11 protein-coding genes are annotated in these 23,043 nt (G+C 41.2%); 3 read left to right on the top strand and 8 right to left on the bottom strand.

What is annotated here, in order from left to right; genetic code table 11:
* Positions 1-187: 187 nt before the first annotated feature.
* Positions 188-1,153: an acyltransferase family protein gene (locus tag HWQ23_RS28890; protein WP_292836464.1), complete on the bottom strand. Its 966-nt coding sequence runs from the start codon at positions 1,151-1,153 to the stop codon at positions 188-190.
* A 245-nt stretch (positions 1,154-1,398) separates the two neighbouring features.
* Here HWQ23_RS28890 and hetI point away from each other — a divergent pair, with 245 nt between their 5' ends.
* Positions 1,399-2,115, top strand: coding sequence for a 4'-phosphopantetheinyl transferase HetI (gene hetI / locus HWQ23_RS28895; RefSeq protein WP_292836466.1), 717 nt, complete (start codon positions 1,399-1,401; stop codon positions 2,113-2,115).
* A gap of 82 nt (positions 2,116-2,197) precedes the next feature.
* Here hetI and HWQ23_RS28900 read toward each other — a convergent pair whose 3' ends face one another.
* The 7 genes from HWQ23_RS28900 to HWQ23_RS28930 all read right to left on the bottom strand — a co-directional run bounded on the left by HWQ23_RS28900 (position 2,198) and on the right by HWQ23_RS28930 (position 20,104).
* Positions 2,198-3,001, bottom strand: coding sequence for an SDR family NAD(P)-dependent oxidoreductase (locus tag HWQ23_RS28900; RefSeq protein WP_292836468.1), 804 nt, complete (start codon positions 2,999-3,001; stop codon positions 2,198-2,200).
* A gap of 617 nt (positions 3,002-3,618) precedes the next feature.
* Positions 3,619-5,142 (bottom strand): thioester reductase domain-containing protein, encoded by a 1,524-nt coding sequence (locus tag HWQ23_RS28905; RefSeq protein ID WP_292836471.1) that lies wholly within the window; start codon positions 5,140-5,142, stop codon positions 3,619-3,621.
* Positions 5,143-5,144: 2 nt separating this feature from the next.
* A complete protein-coding gene (locus HWQ23_RS28910; RefSeq protein WP_292836473.1) occupies positions 5,145-6,818 on the bottom strand; it encodes a PfaD family polyunsaturated fatty acid/polyketide biosynthesis protein in 1,674 nt (557 codons plus the stop codon).
* Between the two features lie 324 nt (positions 6,819-7,142).
* Positions 7,143-11,894, bottom strand: coding sequence for a PfaB family protein (locus HWQ23_RS28915; RefSeq protein WP_292836475.1), 4,752 nt, complete (start codon positions 11,892-11,894; stop codon positions 7,143-7,145).
* A gap of 198 nt (positions 11,895-12,092) precedes the next feature.
* On the bottom strand, positions 12,093-13,820 hold the full coding sequence (locus HWQ23_RS28920; RefSeq protein ID WP_292836477.1) for an SDR family NAD(P)-dependent oxidoreductase: 1,728 nt from the start codon (positions 13,818-13,820) through the stop codon (positions 12,093-12,095).
* A 148-nt stretch (positions 13,821-13,968) separates the two neighbouring features.
* The gene (locus HWQ23_RS28925; protein ID WP_292836480.1) at positions 13,969-19,443 is read right to left on the bottom strand and encodes a type I polyketide synthase; all 5,475 of its coding nucleotides are present in this window, start codon (positions 19,441-19,443) and stop codon (positions 13,969-13,971) included.
* 337 nt (positions 19,444-19,780) lie between these two features.
* On the bottom strand, positions 19,781-20,104 hold the full coding sequence (locus tag HWQ23_RS28930) for a hypothetical protein (protein ID WP_292836481.1): 324 nt from the start codon (positions 20,102-20,104) through the stop codon (positions 19,781-19,783).
* Between the two features lie 571 nt (positions 20,105-20,675).
* Here HWQ23_RS28930 and HWQ23_RS28935 point away from each other — a divergent pair.
* Positions 20,676-20,942 (top strand): hypothetical protein, encoded by a 267-nt coding sequence (locus HWQ23_RS28935; protein WP_292836482.1) that lies wholly within the window; start codon positions 20,676-20,678, stop codon positions 20,940-20,942.
* 856 nt (positions 20,943-21,798) lie between these two features.
* Positions 21,799-23,007, top strand: coding sequence for an ABC exporter membrane fusion protein (locus tag HWQ23_RS28940; protein WP_292836483.1), 1,209 nt, complete (start codon positions 21,799-21,801; stop codon positions 23,005-23,007).
* Positions 23,008-23,043: the final 36 nt, after the last annotated feature.

The following is a 23,043-nucleotide window of genomic DNA, read 5'->3' on the forward strand; positions in this document are numbered from 1 at the left end:
TAGTCAGATTAAATCTAATGGGGTATCCTTGGTACGTCCACTGCGTATACAAATGTAAACATGAGAGAGATGGTGAAATAAGAAGCTGGATACAACCAAATCCTAGTTTGATTGCATTCAAACTCTATGCCCTGCCGTATACACTTGCCTACTAATAGCAGCGTGATATTCTGTCCGTAAACATTCTTTAATTATGTTGATTTCTAATTTTTTTACGCCAAGCAATTACTGGCTTTTCAAAACAGAAAAAACCTACTGCTGAAAGAAATGTAGAAAATAATAGCATTAGCAAAATCCATTTTGAATTCCAGCGTATCGCTAGTTTTTCAAATTCAAAAATAACTAAGTAATGAGATAAAAATAATCCGTAAGATAGGTTGCCAAAAAACTCATCAAAATATGTTTTTTTAATTTTTATTAATAAAGGTATTATCAGAATCCCCAATATTAATCCTATTAATACTTCTCGATTGTAGGGCAATATTAAAGGGGTATATAAAAAAGTTGCTGCCAATAATAAACAAGAAAAAATTAATGTGTACTTTACTGGTTGATTTGTAGTAATGTTGTTATTTTTATATAAAAAGCTACCACAAAAAAATATAAATATTGTTCCAAATATTAATCTATAACCAAAATAATCTGTGTTAATAATTCCTAAGTAAGCCATTAAAAAAATCATATATGATAATAAGAAAAAAATCTTTTCTAATTTATATATTAAAAAAAAAGGAATTAAGATATAAAAACATCCTTCAAGACCCAGCGACCATGCAGGTGGAATAATCATGAATTTCTCTCCTATCCAAGGAATCATATAAAATCCCATAGGTATTATCAAAAGATTTTGTAATAATCCAATCCCTGTAGGTTTACTAAGATAATGTGAGTTTAATCCAAAGATAGAATAAATAATTAAAACTACTATTATGTTAAATAAATACTGCGGATAAATTCTCAAAATCCTATCGAGATAGAACCAAACAATTTTTTTAGGATCAAAATAATTTTTAGATATCAAGGCTGTCATTACATATCCACTTATAATCAAGAATGAGATTACGGCTATCACGCCGGGGTTTAAGCCGTTTATAAGTACTCCTGTATGACTTATGGCAACAAAGATTGATAATAGGAAACGATAGATTCCCATTAGACGTCTCCAAAAATAAAATTGTTTAGCATTATTCTAGTATAATTAATCACCAATAAAAACCCAATCCAAGTTAATCTCACACTCCATTCGCAATCCGCTAAGGGTCAGATAGGAGTTTACGATCGCACAAATATTCAGGAGGCAGGAGGGAAAAGGGAAGAGGGTTTTAGCCTAGTTTATCTTTATTTACATAGTTTGGTTTTATTATGCCAACTTAACTTAATTACAAATTACGAGTTATCATGACTGCTGATCATCTCTGGCTACCTGCACCGACAGATTTAACTTTGTTACAGGATGAGATTCATGTCTGGCGGATAGAACTTGACCAACCAGAACCACAGCTGCAAAATTTAGCAGCAACTCTTTCAAGTGACGAAATGGCTCGTGCTGAACGGTTCTATTTTCAGGAACATCGGCAGCGTTTCATCGCTGGTCGCGGTATTCTCCGAACTATATTAGGTCGCTATTTGGGTATCCAGCCGCTACAAGTGGAATTTAATTATCAACAGCGTGGCAAGCCAGTATTAGCAGATACATTTGCCGATAGTGGAGTGGCATTTAACTTGTCTCATTCCCAAGGGTTGGGTTTGTGTGCGGTGAATTGTACTCGCCAAATTGGTGTAGACCTAGAATATATTCGCCCGATGTCTGATCTGGAAGCTCTTGCCAAACGGTTCTTTTTACCGAGAGAATATGAGATGTTGCGATCGCTATCTCCCAACCAACAGCAAGAAATATTTTTCCGTTACTGGACTTGTAAGGAAGCTTATTTAAAAGCAACTGGAGATGGACTATCCCAGTTAGAGCAAATTGAGGTGTCGCTGACTCCTACAGAACCAGCCAAATTACAGATAGCTGAAGACTGGAGTCTTTTTGAACTAATACCTGCTAACAATTATGTTGCTGCTGTTGCGGTAGAAAATTTTGGCTGGGATTTAAAATGTTGGCAGTATTAATCCTAGTCATTAGTTATTCTTCCCCAATGCCCAATGCCCAATGCCCAATGCCCAATGCCCAATGCCCCATGCCCCATGCCCTCTATTTATCTTCCTGCATACTTCTGACAATTTTTGTCACCAGGTTTCTGGGTACAAATCTGACGCTTTTTGCGAGTAGTTTATTGAGAAAACCAGGAATGACAATGGTTTGACCTTTCATTAAGGCGCGAAAACCAACTTCGGCTACTGTTTTTGCATCCATCATCTTCTTGCCTTTGAGCAACTTAGAGTCAGCCATTCCCGTTCTTTCATGAAAAGCAGATGCGGTTGAGCCTGGGCAAAGAACTGTCACAGTCACACCTGTATCTTGTAATTCATTAGCGATCGCTTCTGAAAAAGATAAGATATAAGCTTTAGTAGCAAAATAAACCGCCATCAAAGGCCCTGGTTGAAAGGCAGCAGCCGAGGCAACGTTTAAGATTTTTCCTTCACCTTGCTTTACCATGTGCTTCACGAATAGCTTAGTTAAATGGGTGAGACACACCAAATTTACCTGTAGCATTTCCAGTTCAGCAGCTAGGTCTGTTTCGTGAAATAATCCATAGATACCAAATCCGGCATTGTTCACCAGCACATCAACCTTAATATCGGCGAGTTGCAACTCTGTGAAAATTTCTTCAGGAGCGGTTGATATAGATAAATCCTTGACAATAGTTTTGACAAAATTTCCAAATTTTTCTTGGAATTTAGCTGCAATTTCTACAAGCTTTACCCCGTTTCTGTCTACTAAGACAAGATTGTAATCATGAGCAGCAAAAATACATGCTAATTCGTAGCCAATTCCACCTGCTGCCCCAGTAATGAGAGCAGTTTGTTTGCTCTGTCTTTTGTGTGTTGTGTTCATGTAAAAAGGTTAGTGAATTCAACTTGATGAAGCTGCATTGGATTTACAGTGGTTCTCGCTCTACAACAATTAAGTACGCGTAATATCTGAAACGACGAGAAATGTGTTGAGTTATTACCCTTTCAAATGCTTGTGTGGTGCTTCGGCGTAGCCCGCAGTAGGCATTGCCTTGAGCTTGTTAGATATAGCAGTACAAACATAAATTTAGGACTTATGCATCGTAAAAGTTGAGAATCCAGAAAATTTGGTTATGTCCAACTGCTAGCGATCGCTCTATGTACACGTATTTGATTACTCACAATAGTGGGTAAAATCAAACTTTAATGCCCGACACTAACCATTCTATCCTCGATTGCTTCTGTCAAGGTGTAAGTTCTAAAAATTTACATTATTGAGCATGAAAAAACAGGGCAATTATATTGCCGCTGGTGGTGTATGAGTTGTTAGCTGGCATCTTAAATGTTGGCTGTTCAGTAGTACTGAGTCCTAAAGAACATGGACTAAACAAAAGTTTTGTTTCGTAGTTTCGTAGGGTGTGTTACGGCTTCCGTAACCCACGGAAAGTATCCAGTAGGGTGCGTTACATTCCTAACGCACCCGACGCAAGTTATGAGTTCCTAAGCGATATTCAAGAAACCGCTTTGAATCAAGTAAGCGGTATAAGTCATAAACAATTGAGAGTCAATGGGGGGACAAACAATAGAACTGCCTGCTAGTGCAATCAGGGTATCTTGGCAGCTAATATGGGGTCTTTTAGCTTGTAAATACAAATCAGGAATAGTCAGTTGTTGATCAGACCAACGCTCCAGCAAAAAGGGTCGCAGAGTGTATAAAGGATTGTCCACAGAAGACACATTATTGATTAACTCTGCTTGCCATTCTTCATAGGGAATCATCTTAACTGAATAACCAAAAGAGCGTATCCACTCAACTAGCATTTTCAAGGCGGCGGGTTGGGGATGTTGTAAATTGAAGGCTTTGCCTATGGATTCTTTTTGCCGTGATAGATAAACAACGGCTTTACTTACATAGTCTACAGGAGACATATCCAGCATATAATCTACATCAGGGAAACTTCCCATTTGTAGACAGCCCTTGGTCATCAAATTGATAAAGTCATGTGTGTTACAAATCCCTGTTTTGCTATCACCTGAAATCAGTGGTGGTCTATAGATAGTTACAGGAAGTCCGCGATCGCGTGCAATTTTGACTAACTTTTCAGCTACCCATTTAGTTTGAGAGTAACCAAGGTAAATGCCTTCCCAATGATTGAATTCATCCTGTTCTTTGACAACCTTGCCAGCATAAGCAGGTGATTCAAAAATAGCAACGCTAGAAACGTAATGTACAGGCTTGACTTTTATTTGACAAGCCAGCCTCAAAACTTCTTGAGTTCCTAAAACATTAGCTGCCTTCAGTGCTGAGTAGGGAAAAACATAATTCAACAAAGCACCACTATGATATATAGTATCAATATTGGCAGCTAATTGTTGAAACTGTTCAGAGCCAAGACCTAACAATGGCTGAGATAAATCGCCGACAATCGGAATAATTCTGGAGTTAAATTGTTCCTGCCAAATTGCATACTGTTGGAGATTCTTTTGGAGTTTGCTCTTGCCTTCTTCGGCATTAGCTGCACGCACTAAGCAATATATATCCGCATTAGTTTCCTGTAGTAATTCCCAGAGAAGAAAAGCTCCTAGAAAGCCAGTTCCTCCAGTTAAAAAGATGTTTTTGGGTTCACCTACAAGCACATTAGATGCACCACCAGGATGGATGGTGGGGTCAAGAACAGCCTCGGCACCTAAATTTAGAACCGAGGGAGCAGCGTTGGCATTAGAAGATGCCTGACGCACAACTTTTGTGTCTTGAACTGGTGAACCTTCTTGCACTTCTTCAGCTAAACGCTGTGAAAGAGCTTCAATATTTGGGTAATGCCACAGAAGCAAAGGAGATGGTTGAAATCCTAGTAGTTTTTCTAATTTGCTCACTAGAATCATTGCTTGGGCTGAATCCAAACCATAGTTTTCTAAATGCTCTTTGATGTCTATTTCATCAGTTGATACTTTTAGCAATTCAGCTAAGTTAGATATCAAAAATACTTGAATATCTGCTGCGGTGAAAGACTGTTTTATAGTCATTTTCAAATCTCCAACAATGTAGAACGAACAGGGTGATACTGACTGTAATAATCCGAAGCTTGCAGCCCTTGAATTTTCAAATTTTGGACACGATACAAAAAGGCTGCACCAGTCATAATTTGATTAGCAACATCAACTACCCCACGATTATTAGGCTCAGACAGGTAGGAACCCCGTACCCAGTCATTGAAACCGCCCATTGCCGGGCCACACCAAATTTGATAATCGACTTCTCTACCTTTTTCACCAGAACTAGACCACCGAGAAGATAATCCTAAATACCAGCGGAAAATCAACGCCATTTTCAGTTTAGGATTATTGACTGCTTTACCCAGTTTTTCAGGATTCTTTTGGGATAAATAAGCCGCAGTTCCTTCCCATACTTCCGCAATACTTTTGCGAAAAACTTGTTTTTCTAATTTCTCTCTTTCTGCCAAAGGAATCTCTTCAATTGAATCATAAGCGCGATAGAGTTCAAATAATTTCTGCGCTCGCATGGGGAACATCGTACCCCGTTTAAGAACTTGCAGTTTCACCCCCATTTCAAACATATCTGCTGCTGGGGCCATCATCATATCAGCCATTTCTGCTTGAGCTAATAATTTTTTGGTATGTTCACAAGCCCCAGATTCAACGCATGACTGATTAATTGAACCGGTCATTATATAAGCAGCACCCATCATAAAGGCTGCTAATGCTGATTGTGGTGTACCAATTCCCCCTGCTACTCCGATTCTAATCGGTGTTTGGTAATGATATTGTGCTTGAATTTCATCCCGCAAGGCAATAATAGAAGGCAACAAACAAACCAAGGGACGGTTATCTGTATGACCACCAGAATCAGCTTCGACGGTAATATCATCAGCCATCGGAACTTTGGCTGCAAGAGTTGCTTGTAACTCGGTAATTAATCCTTGTTCCAGAAGTTCTTTGAGAATTCTGGCTGGTGCTGGTTGCAGAAATTTAGTGGCTACTTCTCGGCGAGAAATTTTGGCAATGACTTTATTTTTGATCTCAATTTGATTGGCGTTATTCAACCCCAATCCAGCAACACGGTAATAAACAATGTTGGGGGTCAAGTCGAGAAATGCAGATGCTTCTACTGTTCTGACTTGATATTTAAGGTATAAATCCACAGCCCGGCGTTCAATTGCAGGTTCGTTAGGACTGTGAATTAAATTAAATGCATAAGGCCCTTGAGGTAAAGCTTCTTGAATACGATTTATGGCTGTTTCCAAACGGTCTGGAGTTAAACCACCTGCACCAAAGGAACTCAAAATTTGCTCTTTTCCGAGTGCAATGACCATTTCTTCGGAAGCGATTCCGCCAGCCATTGCGCCAGTAACGTAGGCATATTTCACTCCATGAGAGGAGAGAAAATTCGGATCTCCAAACTGTTGAATACGGATTGGTGCTGCAAATGTTAACAGTTCTACTTGTGCTGTTGTGCCATTATCACCAGGGGACAAATACCCCTCATTAGTGACACCGATTTTTCCGGCAACTTTCACGATGTAGCAGGGTTTATCTAATACCATCAATTTATTTTTGATGGTTTGTTGCTCAAAAGATACAGTTTCTAAAGAACCTTTCCAAACTTGGTTTTTGTTATAAGACCAAGCAGAGAAATTAAGACCATTATCGTGTTTACTTAGTACCGTATCTACGGTTGTCACGGCAGTTATCCCTCGGATTACTAAAGAAGGGGAGTGGGGAGTGGGGAAGAAATATTTTCTTTTTACCGATTAACCTTTTCCCTTCCCCAAGGACATTGATGGTTGAAGTATGTAGACTCCTTACTTTTCACAGCATCTAGAAAACCTCACTTCCATTCCTCTGGCCTTCTAGCTAGGGGAGAGGCTTTGAATTTTCCCCATTCCCTCTCTTCTCTACGAGAGGCTGCGCCAACGAGACGCTGCGCGAATGTAGGGAAGGGGCTAGGGGGTTAGGTTTTTTATTGGTTTTTCCAAATGACATGAAAAGTTAGATGTAGACTATTATCAGGATTCGTCGTTAAGCAAGTTTTGGGCGCAAGTTAGTTGCAATTGAATGATTTCGCTCATTTGCTGACTATAATCTTGTCTAGCTTGTAAAAAAGCTGTGTGCGCTTTAGTTATCTTTGAATTATTCACATTGAGCTTTTGATACTGAGTCTTATTTAAATCGAACATGCTGATGATGCTACTAATTTTTTGAGTGATGACAGGCGGGGAAGAAAGAGGAATTGGCTGTCTAATTGCGCTTGACTCAGAAGATTGTAATTGTTCTTTCGTTTCAAAACCGTTATCAATGATATTTTTCGGTTTTACTTCTTCTGGCTGAGGCAAAATGTTAGGGGAGTAATTTTCTTCTGGGATTATCTGGTTGGAAGTGTTAAGAGAATCTGTGATTTCAGATTGTTGGAGATTAGGTATGTTTAGAGGCTGTTTTTTGAAGCGATCGCTTCTAAGATCCCCAGCAAAATCTTCAACAAGCTTACGATTTTCGTCACTCAAAATTGTAGCCGCAATTGATTTTCCTCCCAAGGTAACTGTTCTCAATGTTGCTTTATTTTGATTAGCGGTTTCTTGGGCTTTGCTGTACAGTGGTGATAAATCCACGTTCACTTGATGACTGAGTAGTTTTGCTAATGCTTTGACCATCGAAGCATGATCATCCATTCCTCTACGATTCAAAGAGACTGTGATGTGTTCTTTGTTGCCGAGAATTTTATCAATCCATCGTGAACAAACGCTACCTGCGCCTGCTTCTAAAAATATTCGCACACCATCACCGTAGACACGATTAACTAATTGCGGAAAATCAAGCTCTTGGCACAATCCTTTAGCAATGTTATGCGCGATCGCTTCACTTTCAAGTGCAATTGGTTGATAATCGGCGGCTGAATAAAAAACAATACCGGGAAGATTTTGGGATGGTAAAGTGTTTACCTTCTTGATTTCCTCGTACTGCGATCGCATCGTCTCACAATGTATCACATGGTCGAAGGGAGCCGGGAAAGCGTTGCAAGCTAAAGTTGTAATCACTCGCTTACAGGCGGCATCTTCACCAGCAATTAATACTTCTTCTGGTGTATTGATTTGAGTTAAGTAAACACGATTCTCATGTTTCAGGCATTCTCTAACTTGAGATGGTGTAGCCATGAGAACATAGGTGTTCCAAAAATTGTTGTTTGGTGAATCTGTTAATCCCCAATATTCACGCACAGCATTTTTCGGCCCAGATAACTTATCGCCAAATAAAGGTGATGAGTTTAAGGTGTTACTTCCGCCCTCAAAATCACTCCAAACTCCTTGGGCAACCATCATACTAGTTTCACCCAAGCTATACCCAAAAACGGATTGTGGCTTGACTTGAAAATCATCTCGAAAAATTGCTGTCATGTATCTAGCAAAGGCAATTTCACTTTCAAACATTGCCAGTGAATCATCTAACAATTGCTTTTCGAGTGTTTCTAGTTGCCTAGTTGTCAATTTAGGTAAACTTCTGGGATAAACTAGCTTTTCAACATCGGCAGCCCGGTTGTAGAGATTGTTACTTTTTAAGTCCTCAAAAACTTTCGGAAATAAACGAAAGACACTGCGACCAATGCCAATATAAGAATTGACTGCTGCGGGATAAACATAAGCAACTGCTCCAGTTTTACCCAATGGTTTCGCTGTGAAATAACTACCTAGTGGTGTTTGCCAATCTGTGCCGTTTTCAAAAGCATTATTTACACCTTTACGGGCAGATTCAATTTCTTTGAGTAAATCTTTTGTGTTACGTCCTGTGATTGATAAGACGTATTTTGTCTCAGATTGCTGTTCAAAATTAGCGAATGTTTCGCTGGCGGTAGCTGATAAAGAAGAACTAGCTTCAATGGATTTTTGAAGATGGTTTAGGATATCGGGTATAGTGGAGCGATCGCTAACTGCTATAGGGAACAGATGAAAAGGCATTTGTTGCAAATATCTGTTATCACGCTCCTCTTGGCTGGGTTCCTCCGATAAGATTAAATGGGCGTAACTGCCATCTATACCCATGCTATTAATTGCTGCTACTCTGCGTGTGCCGCCTTTATCGACAAACCAAGGTCTTGATTCCATTGCCACATAGAAGGGGCTACCTGACCATACTTGCGGTGTTTTGACACCAGACCATTTGGGTGTGGCGGGAATATACCTGTAATAAAGACAGAGAGCGGTTTTGATTAGGCTAGCGATTCCCGATGCTGTATAGGTGTGGCCGATATTGGCTTTGACGCTGCCCAACGCACAGTGCAGACCATTGCCCACTTTTGGATAAGCTTGCAGTAAACCTGTGATTTCGGCTTCATCCTCCTGGGGAACGCCACTACCAAAGACTTCTACATAGTTAACATCTGTGGGTTGAATATCTGCCATTTGGAAAGCTTGGTTGCAGACATTGCTGATAGCTGAAGCATCAGGTTTTACCAGAGCCTTACTGTCAGTAGAATTACCTTGTGCAAAACTCATGGCATCAATAACTGCATAGATGCGTTCGTTATCTTCCTTAGCAGCTTCGTAGCGCTTGAGGACAACAGCACCAGCACCTTCGCCAACCATCCAGCCGTTAGCTTGTTGGTCATAACCCAACGTATTGACACCCGTATTAATTGGTGCAAATTGGCTGCGGAACAAGACATTTTCCACACCACCTGCCAAATCTACCGCACCCACAACGACTGCATCAACTTCACCCGTAGCGAGTAGCATTTGTGCAACTTCCAACGCTTTGAGGGCAGAATTTTCGCCAGAGGTGATGGTGAATGCAGGGCCAGTGAAATTCCACAAAGCTGAAATTCGACTCGCCATGATGTTGGCGATGTGACTCACATATTCGCCAATTTCTACAGGTTGGTGAATGCTATCTTTGACAATGGTTTCCAGTTGCGCTAACTGTTCAGCAGGTAAAGAAATTCCTTGATTTAGTAAGCCGTCCTTAACTTGCCAAGATAAATTCCATCTTTGTTGTAGCTGATGTACGGAAAACTCTGTCTCAGCAGCGATAATAACTGCGACATTACCGCCCTCCTGTAGTTTCGCATCTTTCACGGCGCGATCGCTAACTTTCAGCAGCAATAATTGTTGTGGGTTTAACTTTTCGATTTCATTCGGTGGGATTTTGCACGATAAAGTATCGATTTCAAAATCTTTGATATATGCCCCAACTGGTGCTTTACCATCTGCCAAACCGTACTCTTTCAGGACATTTTCTTGATTTTCTATCCCATGCCATCTTTGAGGGGGTAGGGAAATAAAATGCTGGGTTCCATCATAAATACTGCGTTCAAAAGCATCTAAACCGTTGCAGTTACCAAAAAAAGCATCCATGCCGACAATGGCAATTTTTACAGGTGGAACAGGTGGAGTTGATTCAACTGGTTGTGTTGTAGTTCCTTGTTCTAAAATCAGATGAGAATTAGTGCCGCCAAAACCAAAAGCGCTAATAGCCGCCCGTTTAATTGGTGCGTTATTATTCGGCCATGCCGTAGCTTTTGTAACAATTTTTTCGGCGAAAATTGTACTTTTTTCTGAAGTTAAAGGTTCCGAAACATTGATGGTTGCTGGAATTACAGCATGCGACATACTCAAAATTACCTTTGTCAAGCCAACCATGCCAGCAGCAGTTAGCAAGTGACCTGTATTTGCCTTGGCAGAACCCACCAGAGGGGCAGCTTGCTTTTTACCAAAGAAGGTTTCTATAGAATTGAATTCGGTTGTATCTCCTAGTAATGTGCCAGTAGCGTGACACTCTAAATAATCGATGCTTTTTGGACTAATTTTCGCCTCATTATAAGCTCGTTCAAAAGCTAAGATTTGTCCTTTAGAATTAGGGCTGAGTAGGTGCTTACCTTTGCCATCATTTGAGAGTCCGTTACCGCAGATAGTGGCGAGAATATTATCACCATCTCTAACGGCATCAGAATATCTTTTCAGCATCACCATCCCAACACCATCGGCGGGAATTAGCCCTCTAGAGGACTTATCAAAGGGACGACTGATGCCGTTTTCTGGATATCCTTGAACACCGGAAAATAACATCCGCACGAAGAGGGAATCTGCACAACTTATAGCTCCAGCTAACATGACATCAGCTTTATGCGACCATAAGTAATGAGATGCTAGTTTGATAGCATAAAATGATGACGAACAAGCAGCATCCAGACATAAATTAATCTGGGATAGAGATAGAGCTTGAGCAATGATAGATGCTGGTAAACCAGATATCAGGGCATTGTACAAAGATGCTTTTGTTGCAGTTGGGAGAGTAGCTAAATCAAAGTCTTCATACTCCAAAAGTTCTCTGACAGCAGGGGTAATAGCTTGCTGGTAAATTGGAGAGAATAATTGATTAGATAATTTAGTCGGAAGCGAAAGATTACCTAAAATTACACCACATTTTGAGAGAACAGTTTGATTACCCCAATAACCACTATGCACAATTGCTTGTTTAGCAGCATACAACGACCATTTAAAGGTATTATCTAAACCAGCAACAAATTCTGATGGTAGATTGTATTCACCAGGGTCAAACTGAAAGTTACGGATGTATCCGCCTTTGAGAGAATAGGTTTTATCTAGTGTACCTTTAACTGGATTGTGAAAGATTGTCGGATCTACTCCGATTTCTGCGACTGTTGCAGAGGATGTGGAATCTTTTTGATTAACGATATTCTGCCAGTATTCTTCAGGATTTTTCGCATCGGGGAATAGGCATGATAATCCGATAATGGCTATTTTTTCCACTGCTGATATGCTCCGAGTTTGGGTATTAGGCAAGAGATAATTTAAAAGGCAGGATTTACGCTGTTCCCCAAACTTTGAAGATGCAAGTTATAGCAATCGTAAGATTACTACTAGTTTTGTTTGTAGTAAGCACTTTAGTGCTTATCTTATAAAAGAAGGACTTAAGTCCTTACTACGAACTTTCAACTTGATAGACTACTAACTTCTGAGCAATTTCATTGACCAAATAATGGCGTGGGCACCGAGCATACGCGAATATATTTGTCCTTGACGGTCATGTATGATAAAATCAGCAATTACACTAGTTGCTGTTTTCGCTTTTACTTCACAAGAAACGTAAAAAGGTTTGTTATGTGGTGTAGCTACAAACTGTTCATATTTTTCCACCCTACCAGGTAAACAAGCTTCTTGATGAAAGTGCTGTGTCCAAATCCATAACGCGTGCATACTCAAGTCAATCGTATAAGGATTGATCCATTGCACTGGAAATTGTCCTTGTTGTTTGTCGCTAATTTCTTGCCAAAGACATTCTGTAGTGATTTTTTCAGGACTGATGTTTAAGACTTTTGTGACTTCCTGAAAAGCAGGGCCATGAAATAATGTATCTCCTCCATTTTGATAAAAAGCTTTTCCTCTAGTGGTGATGATGTTATCTTCTTCAAGATTAATTGATTCATAAGGGGGGGAAATGGGGATTTTTTGCTGGAGATTGAGTTGAGCGCTAAAATGATAATGAATTTTTCCTTCTGGGTTTTTACTCAAGATTGTTGCTTTAACTTCGATGTTTTCAAAGCTAACCTTGGAAATTTCTTCTATTTCTAAAATATGTTCCTTTGCTAAGGATTCATTGAAAGTAATCCCCTTCAAAATTTTAAAATTTTGGTGATGGAACAATTTGTAACCTGGATAAAGTTGTTCACAGGTATTGATCATCCATGTCATTGCACAAGTTGCTGGTAAAACTGGAGAACCAGCAATAGTATGATCGTCTAAAAATGGATTAGCTTCCAATGTCATTTGGCGACGGATACGATAGGTTCGTAGTTCTGAATCTAACTCTTTAGCCTGTGGAACTAGTGGACTACCAATAACAACTTGTGCGGTTGCGTGATTGGTATTATCCATTTCTTTCACGAGCATTTGTGCCCCAACTGCAACGGGAATTATTTCGATTTTTCGCTCTTGAAACACTTTCTTTAATTCTGCTGTCACCATTCCACTGTCCCAAGCGCCCCAGTTGATAGCGACTACATGACACGAGGGATAGCTTTGCTTAAATATATGGGCTGATTTGTTCAGAATTTCATTAGCGATCGCATAATCAGATTGTCCGGGATTTCCGTAAAAGCCTGTTACGGAAGAAAACAAAACTAAATGTTGAAGTTCATTAGGGTTGACGCAAGCTAACAGGTTTTCTAAACCTTGAACTTTGGCGGTGTAAACTTTTTCAAAATCTTGCTCTGTTTTCTTTTCAATTAACTTATCAGCTAAGTTTCCCGCGCCGTGAATGATTCCTGTAATTGGGCCGAGATGTTGCACAGCATTGGCAAGTTTTTCTTGTAAAGCTTCCGTGTCTGTAACATCGACGCTGATATATTCTGCTTTCGCTCCGGTTTTTTCAATTGCTGCTAGAGTCTTTTGAATTTCGCGGCTGGAGGTAATTTTGTTATATATCTTTTGCACATTCATGGGTGTCGGCTTCTCTCCTTGAGAAAGAAGATTTTCCATGATGCATTTTTTCAATGCAGATTCGTCAGAATTTTGAGCAAAAGCTGGTTCGGTTTCTAATAGTTCGGAGCGACCGAGGAGGATAAATTTACAGGGTTGCTGTTGGGCTAATCTAATAGTACACTCAGCCGTAATCCCTTTTGCACCGCCGCTCACAACAAAGACTGATGATGGACTAAGCTGGGCTGTTTGTGTCATAGATCCTCTGATATTAATTCGTAATTCGTAATTCGTAATTAAGGCAAGTTGTTTCCTATCTCTTTCTCTGTGTCCTCTGCGCCTCTGCGGTTTTTTTAAACGAACCACAGAGACGCAGAGAGCGCTGAGAGAAGAGATGAAGAGATTTTTAATCGGCAATTAAAGTGACTCGCCCTTGTGAGCCGTAGCCAACCTCACTAATATAAAGATTGGGGTCGTGAAGCTCGGCGATGATGTTTTGTACTGACTGTTTGGCGTCAAGTCTGGGGCTGAGGTCGATCGCACGAGTGAAAACTTTTGGCCATTCCCATCTGAGGGTTTTGGTTAATCCAAATAAACCAGCGCCGATCGCACCGAAGTTGACTTTGTACTCTAAGCCGAATGCACCATCGAGATGAGCAACTGTGCAAAAACAACTACGTCCATGACGTGCGGCTTCGTTGAGGGAAGGTTTGAGGTGTTTCGCCATCAAAAATACGTGCTTGACGATCGCCTTTTCTTGTTCGTTATAGGAAATTGCCCCAGTGTTATTTGCTACAAACATCGGATGTAGATGGATGAAGGCCCCAATCGTTCCGCAGTGAGATGCGATCGCTTGCAATTGTTGTTGAAGATGTTCTTCACTCAAGTTTGCTAAGGTGACGCGGGTTACTCCTGTGGGTAAGGGCGCTTGTTGGGCGATCAGCGATTGGGGAAAGCTTACAACTACTACCTTCCAGCCTTTCTCGATTAGGGATTCAGCTAATTTATAGGTGGTGAGGGAACCATCATCGGTGATTAAACCGATGTGTCCCTCTGGTAGTGTGAAATCCAAGTAATCGGGCTGTGGTAAGCTTCTGAGTTTGACCGGATGGCGCTGGATATTATGCTCTAATTCCGGTGGTTGCTGTTGGACAAACTCAGGCTCAGACTTTTTTTTTTCACCTCCAGCCAACTGCTGTAGGTAATCGACTATTTGACCAATGGTGCGGAGGTCTCCGAGTTCTTCGATATTTGGCTTAGGTAAGTTGGGGTACATTTCTTGCATCGCCCCTAGTATTTCCACCCGTTTGATGGAGTCAATCCCTAAGTCGGCTTCCATGTCCATTTCCAGTTCCAGCATCTCGACTGGATAGCCGGTCTTATCACTGGTAATAGCTAGTAGGTTTTCACCTAAGTCTGCAAATTCATCACTTGTAGCGGGTTCTGGTTCTGGTGTGAATGCGACAACTAGGCTTGGTTCAGGTGAAGTTACTACCTCAACTACTGGTGCAGCCTCTACTAGAATCTCAGTTGCTTGTTGTACTTCGTGAACTGCAATTTCTACAGTAATACTTTTGGAAGCGTGGGATTGCAGATACTCTACAACTTGACCAATGGTACGTTTTTCTGACAGTTCTTCTAAATTCGGCTTGGGTAGGTTGGGGTACATTTCCTGTAGCGCCCCTAAGATTTCCACCCGTTTGATGGAGTCAATTCCTAAATCCGCCTCCATGTCCATATCCATTTCCAGCATCTCGACTGGGTAGCCGGTCTTGTCGCTGGTGATTGCTAACAGGTTTTTATCTAAGTCAACAATATCGATGGTTGCGCCAGATACAGGTGCAGCAGTTGTGGGTGCTGGTTCTGGGGTGAATGCAACAACTTCGTTGACTGGGGGTGAGCTAATTTTGACTACAACCTCGGCTTGGGGTTCTACTACTGGGACAGGTGGCTCGACTACAGGCTCTACTGTCTCAAAAGTAGGGAGTGGGGAGAAGAGATTAGGGAGCAAAGAAGCGGAATTTTCAGCCTTATTAGAAGAGGGAGATACAGAAGTTGCAACTACAGGCTCTACAGCAGTTGGGAGAGGTTCTTGGGTAACAGTTGAGCCATTTTTAGCTACTGGCTCAGTTACAGGTAGAGGCTGGCTTTCTACTATCTTGGTAGTAGTAGGTACTGGTGCATCAGTAACAGTTGTTTCTGTTGTGAATGGGATGAAATTGCTTAGTTTCTCTGTGAGTTGAGTTCCTCCTTCACCAGAGATGATTTGAGAATACTCTTGCTGTATGAGTTGGAAAAAGTTTTTGGTATATTCCAACTGTTCTTGAAGATATTGTTCATGGATGCGTAGGGTTTCACCTTGTTGGGAGTGAAACTGCATCATGCTACGCTCTAAGCTTTCCATGACAACTAGCTTCATTTTGGCAGTTTCGGCTGTTGATTTACTTTCACTCAACAAGGAATTCTGCTGCTGCATCAGTTGGAAAAATGCTTTGGCGTATTCCATTTGATGGTTGAGATAAGTACCGTGAACTTGCAAATTCTCGGCTTGATTTTCCTGGAACTGTGTCAGGAGATATTCTAAACTTTCTAAAAGCTGTTGATAATTTGTAAGTTTTTCTGGCGTTGGTTGCATCTTAGATTCCTGGGCTGGTTGTGAAAAGGTCACAGGATTCATTTGTTGCTCTGTTTGGGTGATGATATTAGAAGTCACACCGTTCATTGTTGGAGTGGATTTCTTATGTCCGTTAGTCTCGATCGCTGCGAGAGTTGGAGTCACACCTGGGCTGCTAAATAAAGGAGTCGCATCAGCATATTCGGGGGTAGGTAATGTGACTTTATGCCCATCCTGCAAAGCTAGAGCGAAGGCATTTTTCGTTTTTTCGGATCTGTAGTTGATGCCGTTTAAACGGACATTTAATGTCTTCTTCGTCTCAATTGGCGGTATAGTTTGGGGAAGTTGGTAAGGATCGAGGTTATTCAAAGCCAAGCCAATTACCCGCAACTGCACAGCTGCTTCTCGCAAAGAGCGATCGCTATTCTTTTGAGTGCTGGGGTTCAAAGATACGGTAATATGTGGGCGATCGCCAAGGATATCTTTTACCAAGTTGGTGAGAATTCTTCTTGGCCCAAATTCCACGAAGCAAGTACCACCGGCTGCATAGATATTTTCAATTTCCTGTTTAAACAGCACTGAATTGGAAAGGTGCGTTTCCAGGATTTTTTGAATACCTTGGGCTTCTTTGGGATACTGCTTGCTGGTGACGTTGCTGTAAACAGGAATTTTGGGACTTTGGAACTTGACTGACTTGGTGGCGATCGCAAAGGATTTTTGAGCAAAGGCGATTAGCGGTGTATGGAAAGCTGCTGATACAGGTAACAATACAGCTGTGTATCCTTTCTCGTGTAAAGCCTCTCTAACTCTCACTATTTCTGCGGTGGGGCCAGCCAAGACAAATTGAGTCGGAGAATTTTGATTAGCGATCGCAACTTGCGGAAAATGTCTCAGCACTGCTTCGACTTTGCTGATCTCTTCTTTGACAGCCAACATACTACCCGCATCATGATCCGGGTCTTCGGGTGCAGCCATTGCTTGACCCCTAGCTTTCACCAGGAACAAGTAATCTTCAGTACTCAAAACCCCCGCAGCCCACAAAGCTGTGAGTTCCCCGAAACTATGACCCGCAACAAAATCTGATTTGAACCCAGCTTGTTGCAGTATGCTGTACATCCCTGCACTCAACACTCCAATGGCTGGTTGAGCGTATTCTGTGCGTTGTAAGGCAGCAATTTGGGCATTCTTTTCTGCTTCCTCAAACACAGGATGAGGAAAAACTATCTCTGAAAGCGGCTGTAAATTATCTTTGATTAACAAGCTATCCATATAGCCATGAAGACGCCGCATCAAAGGAAAATTCATCACCAATTCCCGGCCCATCTCCAAGTATTGCGAACCTTGACCAGAAAATAGAGCGACAACTTTTCCGCCCAACTCCATACCAGAGGCGCGGTAATAAATCCCTTGGGGATGCTCCCAAGATGCTGCTGACCCTTTGTGTTTCAGCCACTCAATGCTAGTTTGCAGCAACTTGCAAGCTTCTTCGAGATTCTCAGCTACAAACCCAAATCTGGCAGCAGACAGGGGAATCTGTGGCGATTTGCATTCCTTGACTAATTGTGCATAATGTGTTTTTGCTTCAGGCGATACTCCTCCGGAGTCACTTCGTGAACGCAACTTAGCTAAAATCTCTTCAGATTTGCTCAACAATTGGTCTACTGTGGGAGCAAATAACAGCACTTCACTAGCATCACTATGTAAGCGGTAAGCGTGGTTTTGGTCGGCTTCATATTCTTCCAAAACGACGTGATAGTTGGTGCCGCCAAAGCCAAAAGAACTCACACCTGCGCGTCTGGGCGCTTCCCCTTCTGGACGAATCCAAGGTCTGGTTTCAGTATTTAGATAGAAGGATGAATTTTTAATGTTGAGTTTGGGGTTCGGCTCAGTGATGTTAATTGTGGGCGGTAATACTTTGTGATGTAAAGCCAAAGCAGTTTTAATCAAACTCGCCGCACCCGCAGCCGCTTTTGTGTGTCCAATTTGTGATTTCACACTACCCAAAGCGATGTGCTGCTTTTTGTGATCATGAACATCAAAGAAGTCTTTTAATGATCCGAATTCTGTCGGATCTCCAGCCATTGTGCCGGTGCCATGTGCTTCCATCAAACCAACAGTAGCGGGAGAGAAGCCGGCATCTTCATAAGCACGTTCTAAGGCTTTAATTTGGCCTTCTTTGCGGGGGGCATAAATGCTCTTATAACGCCCATCGCTGGAGGTACCAATGCCTTTGATTACGGCATAGATTTTATCGTTATCACGTTCAGCATCTTCCAACCGTTTGAGGACAATCATGCCGATACCTTCACCCAGCATCATCCCATCGGATTTAGCATCGAAAGGTTTGACACTCTCGCTAGGAGAAACCGCCGGTGTTTTGCTGAAGGATATGAAAGCCATGATCGTGTTGTCGGTATCAACGCCGCCAGTTAGCATCATGTCAGAACGATGCTCAACTAGTTCGCTAATTGCCATTTTTAAAGCACCGAAGGAACTAGCGCAAGCGGCATCAACTACGCAGTTCATGCCGCCAAAATTTAGGCGGTTGGCAATTCTACCCGCGACTACGTTAGCTAACATTCCAGGGAAAGCGTTCTCATCCCACTTCACATAAGCGCTTTTGATTTTATCAACGATTTTTTGCGTATCCTCATCGGATAAACCACTGCTTTTAAGTGCTTTTTCCCAAATCGGATATTCCAACCTGGCTGAAAGTGGCATTCCTAATTGCTTGGCCATAGCCACGCCTAAGATTACCCCAACCATCTCGCGGTTAAACTCACGTTTTTCGCCATAACCTGCATCTTCCATCGCCTCTTTCGCAACCACTAAACTTAATAGTTGCGATACATCTGTGACTTCCAAAATACTGGGTGGTATGCCGAATTCCATCGGGTTAAAATCTACCTCTGGAAGAAACCCACCTCTTTTACAGTAGGTTTTATCTTCAGTAGTTCTGGGATTCGGATCGTAATAATCTTCGACGCTCCAGTGGGTGGAAGGAACATCAGTAATACAGTCAATCTTATTTACGATATTTTGCCAGTACTCCCGCAAATTTCGGGCTTTTGGCAATAGAGAAGCCATACCCACAATGGCTATAGGATTGTGTTGTAATTGTCTGTTAATTTTGTTGGTTGACACTGATTTATCTGATCTATCTGACTTCATTTTTTTTTCCTCTATAGACCTCATTACAGCCTTTTCACATTTATTGACAAGGCTTTCTAACTCCGCTAAGGCAGTATCAATTGAATAAGCAGACATAGGGCATAGTTAGTACTGTGGATTGTGTAGCTACAGTAATTTCTGTTGCCTACTAAATAATCAAAATCTCTTGTCTTGTAAGCAGCTAGCTATCCTATCTGTGCTAAATGCTTTTCTCAAAATCGACACCACACGACACATACTGCCCTGAGAAAGCCTTAGGTTTATAGGCGATTTTGGCACACAGCGTAGGCGTAGCCCGTCGTAGACATCGCGAAAAAATGTTCTACAACGCTAGACTCTTAATATTGTGGCAATAGGTCAACCAATTTTGGATTTTAGATTTGCAATTTTAGATTTGCTTCCTTCTCGTAGAGAGCGTCCTTACGAGCGTCTTTTAGATTTGTTCCACCCACAATGAGCGGAGCATGAACCAAAAAAATCCAAAATCCAAAATCCAAAATCTCAAATTGGTACGGTCGATGACGTTGTTAAAACTGGTAAAATAGTCTTGGAGTGTAATAACTGCTTGACCAGTGAATTCAATGCATTTGTAATAGTAGAGATTTGGAGCAATGGTATCCCAGTGGAGCGATGGAAACTGAGGATTAGCTAAGGGAAGAGAAACGCTTTTTTCATCCGAAACCGTTTGATTATCTAGGCTAACCACAGCAACGTAGCTGATATTAATGACAACGTTCTGTATTTTGATCAATGTCATAGCCAGTTTCAACGTCCAGGATAATATATTTTATGGGATTTGACCCAGGAAAGTTGACAAGTTCGTTACAGAAAAGACACCACCTTTAATCCGAGCTTATCCTAGTTACAAAAGTAATGAAACGATCACAAAGCAGTTATATTTAGCTATTTTTAATTTCAAAATATTAATTAAATAACTACTTTCTCTAACCACTTTAAAGCATTGAATTAATAAAAAGAATAGCATACTTTACAGAATCTAAATCATTCCTTTAAAGTTATTTTATAAATACCCTATACTCTTACTGATGTGAATTTTGAATAAAATCCAGCATAAAAGTATAATTTATGACTATATAAATGTGTGAGAGATTTACCTCGTTCCCAGTCTCCGACTGGGAATGCCTAATGTACGGTGCCGCCTCAAGACTTGCGGACGCTTGATCCAATTATTTTTTTTGACTGGGCAATCACCCAGCAATTGAGTGTTTTCTTCCTTCTTCCTTCTGCCTCCAGCATAGCTGCCCCCTGCTTTTCTTTGGAAATTAACTAGGACTTACGCAAAAACTCTCTCAAACTCTGATTTCTCTGTGTCGCGCCAGTTGCTACAACGGGGGGAACCCCCCTTCGGGTTCACCAGTCGCCTACGGCGGGAAACCCGCCTACAGCGCTGGATTCACCGCAACGCACTGGCTTCTCTGCGCCTCTGTGGTAGCCTGCGGCAAGCCCTTCGGGTTCAGCAGTCGCTCATGGGGGAAACCCCCAAGACCGCGCTGCTTCACCGCTCCGCGTCTACGTTAATCCGTAAGTTGTGCGTAAGTCCTATTAACAATACAAATCTGTTGTCTAGTAAGTAACAATTCAATGAATATATAGATAAATTAAATAACCATAAGTATTTTTCCTCAGATAAATATCATAATTTAGTCAAAGCTTTTGATTATTTTTCAATATAAGTCAAGTTAAGAAGGAAAGCGGTTATTTATAAAGCAAATGTTAATTTTTAGTATGTTACTTGATAAACATAATAGTTAAATATAGCGGTTCCCAGGTGGATGAAGTATATATCAAAACCTCAGCCCCAACACCTCTTGGAACTCACACAGATGGGAGATAAAGCATAGTTTTACCGGGGTGAGGCTAAAAGAATGTCTTATACTACACAACCTTGCTAAGAATAACCTGTTAGTAATATCAAATCTGCTTAATAACTAACTATTTGTTGGTATTCAATTGGCAGATGTGCGATTAGTAATAAATAAATTTTTCAGTCTCTAATATTACTGTAATGAAATATTTTAGTGAGAGAATCACGACTTATGCAAAGTGAATAAATTGACAAAATCCCAATTTTACGTCATACTTAATGACAAGTTTATCCAAGCTTTGAGTTGATTTTTATTAGCGCTTCCTTGTGATTGAGAGTTAAGTTTTTGGGTTAGCGCTATTGTATTTTACGCTACGGGATTAGATATCAAATTAGGATATAACTTAGGAAGCTTTGAAGTAACACACCATTAATTTTCACGCCACAATAGTGAGTTTGGGCGGCAAAAGCGTACAACAATTCATATAAAACCAATTTAGACGCATCACTTGATTAAGGTAGAAACCCTAGAGGAAAAGCCCTCTTGGTAATTTGCGGATGAGTCTATTCTAATCGACTAAATATAACCAGGCTATCCCCTAAAAAAACAGAATTGGAATGAAAATATGGCAGTAAATAAAGAAAGCCGATTATTCACAAAACCCGTAGGTCGATCGCGAGTAATCTTAGCAGCTTCTCTCACTTTAGCGGCCGGATTAATCACTTTCTATAGTTTGATACCGCTTTGGTCTAAATCGAGAGTTGAGACACAGCAAGCGTTTCCTCCAAAAGCTGCCACTCCTGCGAAAGTTGCTGTGACTGCATTGGGACGTTTGGAGCCAGACGGCGAAGTTACTTCTTTGACTGCTCCGGCTTCTAATAATGGGGTGCGAGTAGAAAGATTGTTGGTGAAAGAAGGAGATGCGATTAAGACAGGGCAATTATTGGCGTATCTAGAAAATTATGGTCGTTCTAAAACCGCATTGCAACAGGCTATAGACCAATTGCAAGTTGCCAAAGCCAAATTAGCGCAGGTGAAATCTGGAGCTAAAACGGGAGATGTCGATGCTCAAAAGGCAGCGATCGCCCGTTTAGAGCCACAATATAAAGGAGACGTTGCCACACAACAGGCGACAATCGACCGCATCCAGGCTGAAGTAGACAATGCTCAAGCGGAGAATAATCGCTATCAGCAATTATACAAACAAGGTGCGATCGCGGCTTCTGTAGCAGATACCAAAGCTCTGCAACTAAAGACTACACAACAGCAACTAACAGAAGCCCAAGCCTCTCTCAAGCGGACTCAAGATACATTCCAAGAACAACGCAAGCAGGCACAAGCTACACTCACGGGCATTAGTGAAGTGCGTAGTGTAGATGTTCAGGTGGCACAAACCGAAGTCAACAGTGCCACAACTTCTGTTCAACAAGCAAAAGCCGACTTGGATTTAAGTTACATCAAATCTCCCATAAATGGCAAAATTTTGAAAATTCACGCCAAAACCGGAGAAGTCATCAGCACCAGCAGAGGATTTGCTGAAATAGGTAAGACATCTCAAATGTATGTGATTGCAGAGGTGTATCAAACCGATGTTCAAAAAGTGCGTGTAGGACAAAAAGCCACCATTACCAGCACTGCATTTACTGGAAAATTACAGGGAACTGTGAAAGAAATTGGTTGGCAAGTTGACAAGCAAAACATCTTCAGCCTCAATCCAGGATCAGATACAGACCGCAAAATAGTTGAGGTAAAAATCTCTCTTGATAATCCCGCAGATAGTAAGCGCGTGGCTCGTTTAACTAACTTACAAGTAGATGTTGCCATTCATATTTAGTCATTTGTCATTCACAAATGACAAATAAGAAATAAC

It is taken from the genome of Nostoc sp. JL33 (assembly GCF_017114985.1).
Taxonomy (GTDB): domain Bacteria; phylum Cyanobacteriota; class Cyanobacteriia; order Cyanobacteriales; family Nostocaceae; genus Nostoc.

Coding starts and splice junctions, on each gene's coding strand:
- HWQ23_RS28890 (WP_292836464.1), bottom strand. CDS start 1,153: ATGGGAATCTATCGTTTCCTATTATCAATCTTTGTTGCCATAAGTCAT.
- hetI (WP_292836466.1), top strand. CDS start 1,399: ATGACTGCTGATCATCTCTGGCTACCTGCACCGACAGATTTAACTTTG.
- HWQ23_RS28900 (WP_292836468.1), bottom strand. CDS start 3,001: ATGAACACAACACACAAAAGACAGAGCAAACAAACTGCTCTCATTACT.
- HWQ23_RS28905 (WP_292836471.1), bottom strand. CDS start 5,142: ATGACTATAAAACAGTCTTTCACCGCAGCAGATATTCAAGTATTTTTG.
- HWQ23_RS28920 (WP_292836477.1), bottom strand. CDS start 13,820: ATGACACAAACAGCCCAGCTTAGTCCATCATCAGTCTTTGTTGTGAGC.
- HWQ23_RS28925 (WP_292836480.1), bottom strand. CDS start 19,443: ATGTCTGCTTATTCAATTGATACTGCCTTAGCGGAGTTAGAAAGCCTT.
- HWQ23_RS28930 (WP_292836481.1), bottom strand. CDS start 20,104: ATGACATTGATCAAAATACAGAACGTTGTCATTAATATCAGCTACGTT.
- HWQ23_RS28940 (WP_292836483.1), top strand. CDS start 21,799: ATGGCAGTAAATAAAGAAAGCCGATTATTCACAAAACCCGTAGGTCGA.